A 12,862-nucleotide genomic window follows, 5' to 3' on the forward strand; every position below is an offset into this window, starting at 1 on the left:
ACGACCGGGGCCGAGAGGCCCACCGGATCAGGAGGTGCGCGATGGCACGACACGAACGCGAGGCCCGCTACGGGCGGTTCACCGGCGGACCGGACCCGCTCGCGCCCCCGCTCGACCTGTCCGAGGCGCTCGACGCCGTGTCCGAGGGGGTGATGGCCGGGTACTCGCCCGAGCAGTCCATGCGGGAGTTCCTGCGGCGCGGGGGACGGGGGCAGGCCGGCCTCGACGAGCTCGCCGGGAGGGTGCAGCGGCGGCGTCGCGAGCTTCTCGAACGGCACCACCTGGGCGGCACCCTGGAGGAGGTGGCCGCGCTGCTGGAGAGGGCGCTGACGGCCGAGCGGGGGCAGCTCGCCCGCGACACGCGGATGGATCCGATGGACCGCACCCTGCGGGAGATGACCATCGACACCCTCCCCGCCTCCCCGGCCGCCGCCGTCGGGGAGCTGTCCGACTACGACTGGGCGTCCCCCGAGGCCCGGGACGCCTACCGCCGGATCCAGGACCTGCTGGGTGCCGAGGCCCTGGACGCGCGGTTCGCCGGGATGAAGCAGGCCCTGGAGAACGCCACCGACGCCGACCGCGCGGCCGTGTCCGAGATGCTCACCGACCTCACCGAGCTGCTCGGCAAGCACTCCCGAGGCGAGGACACCCCCGAGGATTTCCGGCGCTTCATGGACGCACACGCGGACGCGTTCCCGGAGCGGCCGGAGAACATCGACGAGCTGATCGACGCGCTGGCCGCGCGGGCGGCCGCCGCGCAGCGCATGATGCGGTCGATGACCCCGGAGCAGCGCGAGGAGCTCATGGCGCTCTCCCGGCAGGCGTTCGGCTCCCCGGAGCTCATGGAGCAGCTCGGGCGCCTCGACGGTCTGCTGCAGACGCTGCGTCCCGGCGAGGACTGGGACGGCTCCGCCGAGTTCGAGGGTGATCAGGGGCTCGGCGTGTCCGAGGGCGCGGCCGCGATGGCCGAGCTCGGCCACCTCGACGCGCTGGCCGAGCAGCTCGCGCAGGGCAGCGCCGGGTCGCCGTTGTCGGAGCTGGACCTCGACGCCGTGGCCCGTCACCTCGGCGGTGACGCTGCGGTCTCCCTCCGGACGCTGGCGCGGCTCGAGGAGTCCATGCGCGAGTCCGGGTACCTCAGCAGGCGCCCGGACGGGGACCTCAGGCTGTCCCCGGCGGCCCTGCGCCGGCTCGGTGGGGCGCTGCTCCGCGACGCCGCCCGTCGGCTCTCGGGCCGCACCGGGTCCCGCGACACCCGGATGTCGGGGGCGGCGGGCGAGCAGACGGGGTCCAGCCGCGAGTGGCGGTTCGGCGACGTCGAGTCGTGGGACGTCCCCCGGACCATCTCCAACGCGATCTCGCGGGTCGCCGCCGACGGGGGCGATCCGGGCTCCGGGATCCGGCTGCTCCCGGACGACATCGAGGTGCGCGAGACGGAGGCGCGCACCCAGGCGGCGGTGGCCCTGCTGGTGGACACGTCCTTCTCGATGGCGATGGAGGGGCGGTGGGTGCCGATGAAGCGCACGGCCCTCGCCCTGCACCACCTGGTGGGCACGCGGTTCCGGCAGGATCGCCTACAGCTCATCTCGTTCGGCCGCGTCGCGCAGACGAGGACCATGGAGGAGCTGCTCTCGCTCGATCCCCGCTACGAGATGGGCACCAACCTGCACCACGCGTTGCTGCTGGCCGGCCGGTTCTTCCGCCGGCACCCGTCGATGCAACCCGTGCTGCTGGTGGTGACCGACGGCGAGCCCACCGCCCACCTGCTGGGCAGCGGGGATCCGTGGTTCGGGTACCCGCCGGCGCCCGAGACCCTCCGGGCGACGGTCGACGAACTCGACCGCGTGGCGGGGTTCGGGACGCAGACGACCTTCTTCCGGCTGGGCCACGACCCGGGGCTCGGGCGCTTCCTCGACGCGTTGGCCCGCCGGGTGGGCGGCACGGTGGTCGCCCCGGACGTCGACGACCTGGGCGCGGCCGTGGTCGGCAGGTTCCTGCACGCCCGCCGCGGCCGACCGCAGTCCGGCGATCCGTGGAGCGCGGGCGGCCGCTGGGCGGTCTGACCCGGCCCGCCCGCACACGACCAAATCCGCTACTCTCCGGCCGGATCCGCTACCTCGATGCGGGTAGCGGATCCGGCCGGAGAGTAGCGGACTTCGCGGGCCGGGCGGGCCGGGCGGGGCGGGCGCGCGGGCCGGGCGGGGCGGGCGGGCGGGCGGGCGGGCGGGCGGGGCGGGACCTACGGCAGGGGGGCGCCGACGACGCCGGAGTCGCGCCGCAGGACGCGCAGCGAGTCCACGGCGCGCACCTCGGTGAACTGCCCGGACTCCAGCGCCCGGCAGTAGATCTCGTACGGCGGCCGCCCGCCGTCCGCGGGATCGGGGAAGACGTCGTGGATGAGCAGGGCGCCGCCGATCGACACCCACGGGGCCCAGCCCTCGTAGTCCGCCTGCGCGGCCTCCGAGGAGTGCCCCCCGTCGATGAAGACGAACGAGGCGGGCGTGCCCCACACCCTCGCGACCTGCCGCGAGGTGCCGACGGCCGCGGTCACCACGTCGTCGAGGCCGGCGTCCCACATCGTGTGCCGGAACGCGACAAGCGTCTCCAGGCGCCCGGTGTGCGGGTCGACCAGCGTGGTGTCGTGGTATTCCCACCCCGGCTGGTGCTCCTCGGAGCCCCGGTGGTGGTCGACGGTGACGATGCTGCCGCCCGTCACGCGCGCGGCCGCGCCGAGGAACACCGTGGAACGGCCGCAGTAGGTGCCGATCTCGACCCCCACGCCGTCGCCCAGGTACTCGCAGGCGATCTCGTAGAGGGTGCGGCCCTCGTCCAGCGGCATGAAGCCGGGGGCGGCGAGCGCCACGTCGAGCAGCGTCGGATCGATCTCGGGTGCGGTCATGGGACAAACCTAGCGCCCGCTTCGCGGCCCCGGGACCCCGCCCTCGGCGGTCGCACTCAGACCCCGCCCCCCTCTGCCCGCCGGGCGGCCTTGCGCGCGCGGGCCACGTGCGGACCCACCACGTTGCCCAGCTTGGTGCCGTTAGGCCAGCCCGTGTAGTAGCAGAGGAACAGCACGATCTCCTCCAGCTCCTCCGGGGTGAGTTCGCCGTTGCCCAGCGCCGCCCCCACCTGGATGTCGGCGATGTCGGAGTTGCCCTGGGCGGTGAGCGCGCCCAGCAGCAGCAGCCGACGGTCGCGGTGGCTCAGCCCGGGGCGAGACCACACGCGACCGAACAGGTGGTCCGCGGTCTCGGCAAAGTAGTCGCCCGGCCCGTCGGACATCTCGAAGCCGTAGACCTCGGTCATCATGGCCAGGCCACGTTCCCGCTCGGGTGTCGTGCCGGACTCTGCGGTGTCGCTCATCGTGCTCCCTCGTCGTCGTCGTTTCCACCGGAGCGGCCGGAGCCACCGGAGCCGCCGGAGCCCCCGGCGCCGGCGCGGCCGCCCGCGGCCAGGGCGAGCTCGCCCGGACCCACGCCGAACCCGGTGCCCAGGTCCCGCAGCGCGAGCGTGCCCAGCGGCAGGTCCACGCCCAGCCGGTCGCCCAGGTCCAGGGCGAGCGCCAGGTCCTTCTCACCCAGCCCGCGGACGTGGGTGAAGACGCCGTGCCAGAAGTCGCCGGGGTCGATCGGCGCGGTGGTCTCGCGCAGCATCACGGCCCCGGCGCCGCCGGTGATGGCGTCGGTGTGGCGGACCACGCGGCCCAGCTTGGCGATGTCGATGCCCGCGGCCTCGGCCAGCCGCGAGGCCTCGGCGGTGGCGGTGAAGGAGATGAAGTGCAGGAGGTTGCGCGCCAGCTTCATCCGCGTGCCCGACCCCACCTCGCCCGCGTGCACCGGCATCCCGGCCCACAGGGCGAAGACCGGCTTGCAGGCGTCGTAGACCTCGCGCGGGCCGCCCACCATCACGGCGAGCTCGCCCTTTTCGGCGCCAGGTGCGCCGCCCGAGACCGGCGCGTCCACCAGGTGCACACCCGCGGCCGCGCACACCCCGGCCAGCTCTACGGCCGTGGAGTCGGAGATTGTGGAGTGGATCGCGATCACGGTTCCGGGCGCGGCGGTGCGCAGGATCCCGTCGGGCCCTGTCACCACGTCCCGGACCTGTGCGTCGTCGAGCACCGTCACCGACACCAGGCGCGCGGACCTCGCCACCTCGGCGGCGGTCGCCGCGGCCGTCGCCCCCTCGGCGACGAACGGCTCGGTGGCCTCGGCGCGGACGTCGCACACCACCAGGCCCCCGGGCCAGGCCAACAGGCGCCTGGCGATCGGCGCACCCATGTTGCCCAGGCCGATGAATCCGACCGGGGCGCGCGAGCCGTCCGGGGCGACCGGGCCGATCGGGGCCGCGCTGTTCTCGTTCTTCTCGGCGCCGGTCATGAGCGGATGATCTGTCCGCCGTCGACGTTGAAGATCTGGCCCGTGATCCAGCTGGCCTCGTCCGACAGCAGGAACAGCAGCATGCCGACCAGGTCCTCGGGCTGGCCCATGCGCTTGAGCGGCAGCTTGTCGACCATGTCGCGCACGATCGACTGTGGGGTGGTGGTGCGGTTGGCCTCGGTGTCGATGGGGCCCGGCGCGATGGCGTTGACGCGGATGTTCGAGCCGCCCAGCTCGGTGGCCAGCTGCTGGGTGAGGCCGTTGACTCCGACCTTGGCCAGACCGTAGAAGCCCGAGTACAGCCACGCGGCGGTCGAGGACTGGTTGACGATCGCGCCCCCGCCGGCGGCGGCCATCTTCTCCCAGCACGCCCGCACCATGAGCAGCTGGCCGTTCATGTTCACGGACATGAACTTCTCGTAGTAGTCCCACGGGACCGTGATGAGGAAGTCCAGCTTCATGCCGCCGAAGATCGCTGCGTTGTTGACCAGGATGTCGAGCCGGCCGAAGCGCTCGACCGCGGCCTCGGCGCAGGCGTTGGCCGACGACTCGTCGGAGACGTCGGTGTGCTGGAAGAACGCGTGGCCGCCGGCGGCGACGATCTCGGCGGCGACGCGCTCGCCCTGCTCGACCGACACGTCGGCCACCACGACCTCGGCGCCCTCGGCGGCGAGCGCCTTGGCGTACTCCTCGCCGATGCCGCCGGCGGCGCCGGTCACGATCGCGGTCTTGCCCTCAAAACGTCCCATGTCTGTGTGTCTGCTCTCTCTCGGTGGTGCGGTGGATGGTGCTGGTGGGCCGGGTCAGGCCGGGGTGGCCACGGCCTTGGTCTCGAGGTACTCCTCGAAGCCCTGGCGGCCCATCTCCCGGCCGATGCCGGACTGCTTGTAGCCGCCGAAGGGCACGTCGGCGCCGTACCAGATCCCGCCGTTCACGCCGAGGGTGCCGGTGCGGATGCCGGAGACCACCTTCTCGACGCGCTCGAGGTCGCTGCCCCAGACGGCGCCCGAGAGGCCGTAGGGCGAATCGTTGGCGATGCGGACCGCGTCCTCGTCCCCGTCGTGGGGGATGACCACCAGGACGGGCCCGAAGATCTCCTCCTGGGCGACGCGCGAGGAGTTGTCCAGGCCGGAGATGAGGGTGGGCTCGATGAAGTACCCCGTGGTCTTGTCCGCGGGGCGGCCGCCGCCGATCTCGATGGTGCCGCCCTCCTCCACCGCCAGGGCGATGTAGCCCTCGACCCGCTCGCGCTGGAGCTCGGAGATCAGCGGCCCGCAGAGCGTGCCGGGGTCGGTGGGGTCGCCCGGTGCGAACGCGGCCATGGCGCCCTTGGCGGACTGGACGGCCTCGTCGTACCGCTCGCGCGGCACCACCAGCCGCGTGGTGAGCGCGCAGCCCTGACCGGCGTGGGTGCACGCGTTGAGGGCGGTCATGAAGCAGGCGGCGTTCAGGTCGGCGTCGTCGAGCACCACGGCGGCGGACTTCCCGCCGAGCTCGAGGAAGACCTTCTTCAGCGTCTCCGCGGCGGCCACCATGATCTTCTTGCCGGTCGCGGTGGAGCCGGTGAACGAGACCAGGTCGACGCGGGGGTCGCTGGTCAACTGGGCGCCCACGCCGTGATCGGACGACGACACCACGTTGAGCACGCCGGCGGGGATGTCGGTCTCCTCGGCGGCGATCCGGGCCACGGCCGCGGCGATGAGCGGGGTGTCCGGCGCGGGCTTGAGGACCACGGTGCAGCCCGCGGCCAGGGCGGGGCCGATCTTGGCGAGGTTGATCTGGTTGGGGAAGTTCCACGGCGTGATGGCGCCGACCACCCCGATCGCCTCCCGCCGGGCCGAGCGGTTGGAGCGCACGCCCATCACCTCGGACTCGCCCAGCTCCTCGACCCACCGGTAGGAGTCCACGAGATCGGCCAGCCAGCCGAGGTCGGCCACGGGACCCTCGAGCTGCGGGCCGGTGGTGAACATGTGGGGCGCGCCGACCTCGGCGATCGTCAGTGCGCGCAGCTCCTCGGTGTGAGACTGGAGCGCGTCGCGCAGTTGCCGCAGGCACGAGGCGCGGAAGGCGTGGTCGGTGGACCAGGAGGTGGTGTCGAACGCCTCGCGGGCCGCGGCGATCGCGGCGTCCATGTCGGCCGCCGTACCGTCGGCGGCCCGGCCGATCAGCTCCTCGGTGGCCGGGTTGAGGACGTCGAACGTGGCGCCCCCGGACGCGGGGCGCAGCTCGCCGCCGATGAGGAGCGGTGCGGTGTCGGTGGTGCTCGCGGTCACGGGGAGCCTTCCGTCGGGGTGGGGACGTCGAGGTGGGTGGACAACTGTCTAGACGATAGTCCGGCGGGTGGTGTACTGTCCAGACACATGTCCAGTGACGTTCGGTTCGAATCGACCAGGCGGCGCCTCAACGGCCAGCAGGCGGAGACCGTCGACCGCCTGCCCGGCGCCGCCGTGGGGGCCCTGGGTGGGAGGGGGCGGGGCGGCCTGGCCGCCCGCGCCGTGGCGCCGCGGGCGGGCGTCGCGCCGGCGACCGCCTACACCTACTTCTCCTCCAAGGGGCACCTCATCGCGGAGGTGTTCTGGCGCCGGCTGGACGACCACGTCACCGAGCCCGCCGCGGGCGGCACCACCGTCGACAGGGTGGTCGCGGTCCTGCGGGACGTCGCGCTCCTGCTGGCGGACGAGCCCGAACTGTCCTCCGCGGTCACCGCCGCCCTGTTGGGCGACGACCCGGAGGTCTCCCACCTGCGCGTCCGGATCGGCGCCGACATCCGTCGCCGCCTGGTGGACGCGCTGGGGGAGGAGAACGACGACGAGGTGGTCGGCGCCCTGGAGATGGTCTACGCCGGGGCGCTCGTCAGGGCGGGCATGGGCTACGGCTCGTACTCCGACATGGCCGACGCGATCGAATCCGCCGCACGACTGATACTGAGGTGACCCCGGACATGACCACCGCGACCCAGGCCCCGCTCGTGTTCAGCCCGTACGACTACGCCGTGCACGAGGATCCGTATCCCCTCTACGCCCGCCTGCGCTCCGAGGCGCCGGTGTACCACAACCCGGACCTGGGCTTCTGGGCGCTGAGCCGGCACGCGGACGTCCGGGAGGCGTTCCGCGCCCCGGACGTGTTCTCCAACGCGATGGGCGTCTCGCTCGACCCGGCCGCGTACGGCCCGCACGCGTACAAGACCATGTCCTTCCTCGCGATGGACGATCCCCGCCACGCCCGCCTGCGCAAGCTGGTGAGCAAGGGGTTCACCGCCCGCCGCGTGGACGCGCTCACGGAGGGGATCGAGGCGATCTCCCGGCAGCACTGGGACGAGTGCCTGGCCAGGTCCCGGGACGGGGAGGCGTTCGACTTCGTCGACGACTACGCCGGCAAGCTCCCGATGGACGTCATCTCCGACCTCATGGGCGTCCCCGAGGCCGACCGGGCGGAGCTGCGCAGGCTCGCCGACCTCGTCATGCACCGCGAGGAGGGCGTGCAGGACGTGCCGCAGGACGCGATGGTCGCCGCGCTCGACCTCATCACCTACTACCAGGGGATGGTCGCCGAGCGTCGCAGGTCCCGCACCGGCGACCTCACCTCCGCCCTGCTCGACGCGGAGATCGACGGGGAACGCCTGGACGAGGACGAGATCCTGTCCTTCCTGTTCCTCATGGTGGTCGCCGGCAACGAGACCACCACCAAGCTCCTCGCCAACGCCCTGTACTGGGGCCACGAGTACACGGACCAGTCCCGGGCGGTGATCGACGACCCCGACCTGGTGCCCGCGTGGGTCGAGGAGACCCTGCGCTTCGACACCTCCAGTCAGCTGGTGCTGCGGACCACGACCCGGGACGTCACCGTCCGCGACGTGACGATCCCCGCGGACCACAAGGTCCTGCTCCTGATCGGGTCGGCCAACCGCGACGAGGAGGTGTTCCCCGACGGCGACACCTTCGACCTGGCCCGCGACACCGCGGCGAGCCTGAGCTTCGGCCAGGGTCCCCACTTCTGCCTGGGCGCGCACCTCGCCCGGCTGGAGGGCCGCGTCGCCCTGGACATGATCGCCCGCTCCGTGTCGGACTACGAGCTCCTCCCCGGCGCCGAGCGCGTGCACTCCTCCAACGTCCGTGGGTTCGCCCACCTCCCGATGCGAGTCGAGGTCCGAGGATGAGCCTGAGGTTCCCCGCGCAGCGGGACGTCGGCGACAGGCCCGCGCTGGTCACCGGTGCGTCGTCGGGTATCGGTCGGGCGTCCGCGGAGGCGCTGGCCGCCCTCGGCCACCCCGTCGTGGTGGGAGCCCGCCGGGCGGACCGCCTCGACGAGCTGGTCGGCCGGATCCGCGACGCCGGGGGGGAGGCCACCGCCCACCCCGTCGACGTGACCAGCTCCGACTCCGTCACCGAGTTCGTCGCCGCGGCGGGCCGGGCGTACGGGCCGCCCGAGGTCCTGGTCTCCAGCGCCGGCACCCTGATCATGGCCCGGGTCTGGGAGATGGACCCGGACGACTTCGCCTCCCAGATCGACATCCACCTGCTCTCCGTGCAGAGGCTGCTCCACGCCGTGATCCCCGGGATGGTCGAGCGTCGCCGGGGGGACGTGGTGCTCATCGGCTCCGACGTCGCGTACACCGCCCGCCCCCGCTCCGGCGCGTACGTCGCCGCCAAGGCCGGACTGGAGCGGATGGCCCACCAGGCGCGCAAGGAGCTGGAGGGCACGGGCATCCGGCTCGGTGTGGTCCGCCCCGGACCGGTGATGACCGAGATGGGGACCGAATTCGATCCCGAGACGGCCGAGGCCGTCATCAACGACTGGGTCAAGCACGGACTCGGCCGCCACCCGCGGATGTGCAAGCCCGCCGACCTCGCCCGGGGGGTCACCGCCATGGTGTCGATGCCCCGCGGCGCCCAGATCACCGAGCTGGAGATCCAGCCGGAGGCCCCCATCGAGGAGGACTACTCGTGACCGGTACCGACATCCCCACCGATCTCTCCGAACTGAGAGAACCCGAGAGGGTCTCCGGTGGCGAGGGCGAGCTCGGCCACATGGACGAGCTCCGCACCGACCCGATCGGCCTGTTCTGGCGGGTGCGCGAGGAGTGCGGCGACCTGGGGATCTTCCGGATCGCCGACCGTGACATCTGCCTGGCCTCGGGCGCGGCCGCCAACGAGGCCTTCTTCCGCGCCCCCGACGAGTCGCTCGACCAGGCCGCCGCCTACCCCTTCATGACCCCGGTGTTCGGCGAGGGCGTGGTGTTCGACGCCAGCCCCGAGCGCCGCTCGGAGATGCTGCACAACCAGGCGCTGCGCGGCGAGCACATGCGCCAGCACGCCGTCACCATCCCGCGCGAGGTCCGGCGCATGGTGGCCGAGTGGGGGGACGAGGGCGAGATCGACCTGCTCGAGTGGTTCTCCGAGCTCACCATCTACACCTCCTCCGCGTGCCTGATCGGCCCGAAGTTCCGGGAGGAGCTCGACGCCCGGTTCGCGCACCTGTACCACGACCTCGAACAGGGCACCGACCCCCACGCGTACATCGACGCCTACGCCGACATCCCCGCCTTCCGGAAGCGCGACGCCGCCCGTGCCGGACTGGTCGAGCTGGTCTCGGAGATCATGGACGCGCGGATCGCCCACCCGCCGGCGGACAAGGAGGACCGGGACCTGCTCGACGTGCTGGTCTCGGTGCGGAACGAGGACGGCACCCACCGCTTCACCCCGGACGAGGTCACCGGCATCTTCATCTCGATGATGTTCGCCGGCCACCACACCACCTCCGGCACGAGCGCGTGGATGCTCATCGAGCTGCTCAAGCACCGGGACTACCTGGCCGAGGTCGTGGCCGAGCTCGACGAGGTCTACGCGGACGGCGCCGAGTACAGCTTCGGTGCCCTGCGGCAGATGCCCAAGGTGGAGAACGCGCTCAAGGAGACGTTGCGGCTGCACCCGCCGCTCATCATCCTCATGCGCGTCGCCCAGGAGGAGGTGAAGATCGGCGACCACGTCGTCCACGCCGGCCAGACCGTCGCCGCGTCGCCGGCCGTGTCCAACAGGCTCCCCGAGGACTTCCCCGACGCCGACGCCTTCGACCCGGACCGCTACGCGGAGCCGCGCCAGGAGGACATCGTCAACCGGTGGACGTGGATCCCCTTCGGCGCCGGCCGTCACCGCTGCGTGGGTGCCGCGTTCGCCCAGCTGCAGATCAAGGCCATCTTCTCGATCCTGCTCCGCGAGTTCGAGTTCGAGCTGGCGCAGCCCGCGGAGAGCTACCACAACGACCACTCGAAGATGGTCGTCCAGCTGGCCCAGCCGTGCAAGGTCCGCTACCGCCGGAGGCGGAGCTGATGGCCGAGCCGACGCCGATACGAGTCGAGGTGGACTTCGATCTCTGCCAGGGGCACGCCGAGTGCCAGGCCGAGGCCCCCGAGTGGTTCACCGTGGGCAAGGGCCCCGAGGCCAAGGTCCGCGCCCGGCGCGGCGCGATCCCGGACGACCACCTCGAGGCCGTCAGGGCCGCGGTGAAGTACTGCCCGACCCAGGCACTCCGCCTGGTCCACGACGATGCAAACCCACAGGAGTGAGTGACGTGACCCGATACGACCGTGCCGAGATCGCCGAGTTCGTGCAGCGCTGGGTGGAGGCCAACGCGGAGTGCGAGCGCAACAAGGACTGGACGCCGCTGGCCGATTTCTATGCCGAGGACGCCACGTACGGCTGGAACTACGGGACCAAGGACGACTTCATGGCCGTCGGCCGTGACGAGATCCGTGACGTCGCGCTGGGCCAGGAGATGGCCGGGCTCGACGGCTGGGAGTACCCCTACATCCGGACCATCATCGACCCCGAGACGGGCGACGTGCTGTGCCTGTGGAAGCAGATCGCCCGGGACACCGTCGACCCCGCGACCGGCACGCCCTACGAGGTGCACGGGCTCGGCGGCTCCTGGTTCCTCTACAACGGGAACGGGCAGTGGGCGTGGCACCGGGACTTCTTCGACTTCGGCAATGTGGTGGACCTGTTCATGCGGATGTACGAGGCCGACGCGCTCACCGACTCCATGAAGAAGCGGTTCGAGGCGGCCGGCGACAAGCCGGCGGGCTGGTACCGGATCGAGGACAGCCCGGCACCGCTCTGGCCGGTCTCCGGACCGGACGAGGTCTGATCCCGGTGCCCGCCGCCGGCCCGACCGGGTCCCGCGATCCACTCGACTCCCTCGGTCACGCCACCCTCGCCCGCCTGGTGCCCGAACTGCTGCTCATCGGCCAGCTCATCGACCGCGCCGGGATGCCCGCCCTGCTCGGGGAGTTCGGCGTGGACGGGATGCGGGACGTCGCGATCGAGGAATGGCAGGCGGCGAGCCCGCACTACACCCGACGCATGAAGACGGCGCTGGGGATCACCGGCGACGGTGTGGCCGAGATATTCAAGGGCTTCCAGCTGGACGTGGGCGCGCCGCCGGAGTTCATGGATTTCCGGTACGGGGTGACCGACCACGACCACGGCGAGTTCTGGCTGGACCACTGCGGCGCGCTCATGGACGTCGAGCCCATGGGGGACCGGCTGGTGACCACGATGTGTCACGACATCGAGGACCCCACCTTCCCCGCCACCGCGCTGGCCACCAACCCGCGCGCGGTGGTCGAGCCGATCCACCGCCCACCGCGCAGTCCCGAGGGCCGGACCCCGCACTGTCACTGGACGGTGCGGATCGACCCCGACGCCGAGCCGGCCACGCTCCCGGGCCCGGCGGTCGAGGCGGCGTCGAGCCGGCTCATCGGCTTCCGCTTCGCCCCGCCCGCCCCCGGTGACACCGCTGGCCAGGGGGCGCTCGACGACTACGCCGGCCCCCTGCTGACCGACCTGGTGTTCTCGGACTTCACCTCGGCCGCGCTCATCCGGATCCTGCGCGAGGTCTACCTCCAGATGCACCTCCTCGCGGTGGGCTTCCACCAGTCGGTGCGGCGGCGCTCGGACGCCGAGACGGCCGATCGCCTGCTGGCCTACCAGGCCACCGGCATCGCCGGCGTCGCCGCCGGGCGGCTCCGGGACGCGCTCGGTGCGGACGGCGGCGCGCGCGGGCTCGAGAGGGTCCTCGCCGTGCACCCCCTGGCGGGACCCGCCGCGTACACCGGCTTCTCCTCGGAGGTCTCGGCGGACGGCGCGTCGCTCGCCGTCAGGTGGGACACGCGCGCGGACGGCTTCGCCGACGACACCTGGCTCCCGCTGCTCGCCCGGGACGGGTTGCGTCCGCTGGCCGCGGCGGCGCAGGCCGTCGACCCGCGCTGGACCGTGGAACGCGTCCCCTCCGACGGCTCCGGGGTGGAGGCGGTGCTGCGCCTGGGCGACGAGCCGGCGAGGGAGTCCGACGAGGTGGCCGTGACCCGGATCAGCACCGGCGCGGCGTTCACCTTCGGCCCCACCCGCACCCCGCTGCCCATCACCCCGGTCTGACAGCAGCCCGTCCGAGATCGACCCGACCGGGATCGATCGAGCCCCGTCCCGGAG

General features: G+C 72.5%; 13 protein-coding genes. 8 read left to right on the forward strand and 5 right to left on the reverse strand.

Translation table 11 applies throughout. The features are described 5' to 3' along the window. Positions 1-41: 41 nt before the first annotated feature. Positions 42-2,063, forward strand: coding sequence for a VWA domain-containing protein (locus tag Q0444_RS13655; RefSeq protein WP_299023454.1), 2,022 nt, complete (start codon positions 42-44; stop codon positions 2,061-2,063). Between the two features lie 176 nt (positions 2,064-2,239). On the opposite strand, the gene Q0444_RS13660 is transcribed toward Q0444_RS13655, so the two are convergent. From Q0444_RS13660 to Q0444_RS13680, 5 genes are read right to left on the reverse strand one after another with little or no spacing between them, the layout of a single operon-like run. Continuing rightward, positions 2,240-2,899 carry a class I SAM-dependent methyltransferase gene (locus Q0444_RS13660; protein WP_299023455.1) on the reverse strand — a complete coding sequence of 220 codons (660 nt, stop codon included), beginning with the start codon at positions 2,897-2,899 and terminating at the stop codon, positions 2,240-2,242. Between the two features lie 56 nt (positions 2,900-2,955). After that, complete coding sequence (locus Q0444_RS13665) at positions 2,956-3,363, reverse strand: carboxymuconolactone decarboxylase family protein (protein ID WP_299023456.1); 408 nt, start codon at positions 3,361-3,363, stop codon at positions 2,956-2,958. Beyond that, positions 3,360-4,376, reverse strand: coding sequence for an NAD(P)-dependent oxidoreductase (locus Q0444_RS13670; protein ID WP_299023457.1), 1,017 nt, complete (start codon positions 4,374-4,376; stop codon positions 3,360-3,362). Before Q0444_RS13670 ends, Q0444_RS13665 begins: the two co-directional genes overlap by 4 nt. Beyond that, complete coding sequence (locus Q0444_RS13675; RefSeq protein ID WP_299023458.1) at positions 4,373-5,125, reverse strand: SDR family oxidoreductase; 753 nt, start codon at positions 5,123-5,125, stop codon at positions 4,373-4,375. Before Q0444_RS13675 ends, Q0444_RS13670 begins: the two co-directional genes overlap by 4 nt. Positions 5,126-5,179: 54 nt before the next feature. Beyond that, positions 5,180-6,649, reverse strand: a complete 1,470-nt coding sequence (locus tag Q0444_RS13680; RefSeq protein ID WP_291084688.1) for an aldehyde dehydrogenase — start codon at positions 6,647-6,649, stop codon at positions 5,180-5,182. An 87-nt stretch (positions 6,650-6,736) separates the two neighbouring features. On the opposite strand from Q0444_RS13680, the gene Q0444_RS13685 reads away from it, so the two are divergent. The 7 genes from Q0444_RS13685 (at position 6,737) to Q0444_RS13715 (ending at position 12,808) form a co-directional block, all read left to right on the forward strand. Continuing rightward, positions 6,737-7,309: a TetR/AcrR family transcriptional regulator gene (locus Q0444_RS13685; RefSeq protein WP_299023459.1), complete on the forward strand. Its 573-nt coding sequence runs from the start codon at positions 6,737-6,739 to the stop codon at positions 7,307-7,309. An 8-nt stretch (positions 7,310-7,317) separates the two neighbouring features. After that, entirely contained in the window at positions 7,318-8,532 is a 1,215-nt protein-coding gene (locus Q0444_RS13690) for a cytochrome P450 (RefSeq protein WP_291084693.1), read from the forward strand. After that, positions 8,529-9,323 (forward strand): SDR family oxidoreductase, encoded by a 795-nt coding sequence (locus tag Q0444_RS13695; protein WP_299023460.1) that lies wholly within the window; start codon positions 8,529-8,531, stop codon positions 9,321-9,323. Before Q0444_RS13690 ends, Q0444_RS13695 begins: the two co-directional genes overlap by 4 nt. An 80-nt stretch (positions 9,324-9,403) precedes the next feature. Next, positions 9,404-10,702 carry a cytochrome P450 gene (locus tag Q0444_RS13700; RefSeq protein WP_291084749.1) on the forward strand — a complete coding sequence of 433 codons (1,299 nt, stop codon included), beginning with the start codon at positions 9,404-9,406 and terminating at the stop codon, positions 10,700-10,702. A 17-nt stretch (positions 10,703-10,719) separates the two neighbouring features. After that, positions 10,720-10,938, forward strand: coding sequence for a ferredoxin (locus Q0444_RS13705; RefSeq protein WP_291084752.1), 219 nt, complete (start codon positions 10,720-10,722; stop codon positions 10,936-10,938). 5 nt (positions 10,939-10,943) lie between these two features. Beyond that, a complete protein-coding gene (locus tag Q0444_RS13710; RefSeq protein WP_299023461.1) occupies positions 10,944-11,519 on the forward strand; it encodes a nuclear transport factor 2 family protein in 576 nt (191 codons plus the stop codon). Positions 11,520-11,524: 5 nt separating this feature from the next. Then, positions 11,525-12,808: a hypothetical protein gene (locus Q0444_RS13715; RefSeq protein ID WP_299023463.1), complete on the forward strand. Its 1,284-nt coding sequence runs from the start codon at positions 11,525-11,527 to the stop codon at positions 12,806-12,808. Positions 12,809-12,862: the final 54 nt, after the last annotated feature.

The organism is uncultured Dietzia sp. (assembly GCF_937873725.1).
Taxonomy (GTDB): domain Bacteria; phylum Actinomycetota; class Actinomycetes; order Mycobacteriales; family Mycobacteriaceae; genus Dietzia.

Bases quoted from the DNA above. Each gene is read 5' to 3' on its own strand.
- Q0444_RS13655 (WP_299023454.1), top strand. From the start codon at position 42: ATGGCACGACACGAACGCGAGGCCCGCTACGGGCGGTTCACCGGCGGA.
- Q0444_RS13660 (WP_299023455.1), bottom strand. From the start codon at position 2,899: ATGACCGCACCCGAGATCGATCCGACGCTGCTCGACGTGGCGCTCGCC.
- Q0444_RS13665 (WP_299023456.1), bottom strand. From the start codon at position 3,363: ATGAGCGACACCGCAGAGTCCGGCACGACACCCGAGCGGGAACGTGGC.
- Q0444_RS13670 (WP_299023457.1), bottom strand. From the start codon at position 4,376: ATGACCGGCGCCGAGAAGAACGAGAACAGCGCGGCCCCGATCGGCCCG.
- Q0444_RS13675 (WP_299023458.1), bottom strand. From the start codon at position 5,125: ATGGGACGTTTTGAGGGCAAGACCGCGATCGTGACCGGCGCCGCCGGC.
- Q0444_RS13685 (WP_299023459.1), top strand. From the start codon at position 6,737: ATGTCCAGTGACGTTCGGTTCGAATCGACCAGGCGGCGCCTCAACGGC.
- Q0444_RS13690 (WP_291084693.1), top strand. From the start codon at position 7,318: ATGACCACCGCGACCCAGGCCCCGCTCGTGTTCAGCCCGTACGACTAC.
- Q0444_RS13695 (WP_299023460.1), top strand. From the start codon at position 8,529: ATGAGCCTGAGGTTCCCCGCGCAGCGGGACGTCGGCGACAGGCCCGCG.
- Q0444_RS13700 (WP_291084749.1), top strand. From the start codon at position 9,404: ATGGACGAGCTCCGCACCGACCCGATCGGCCTGTTCTGGCGGGTGCGC.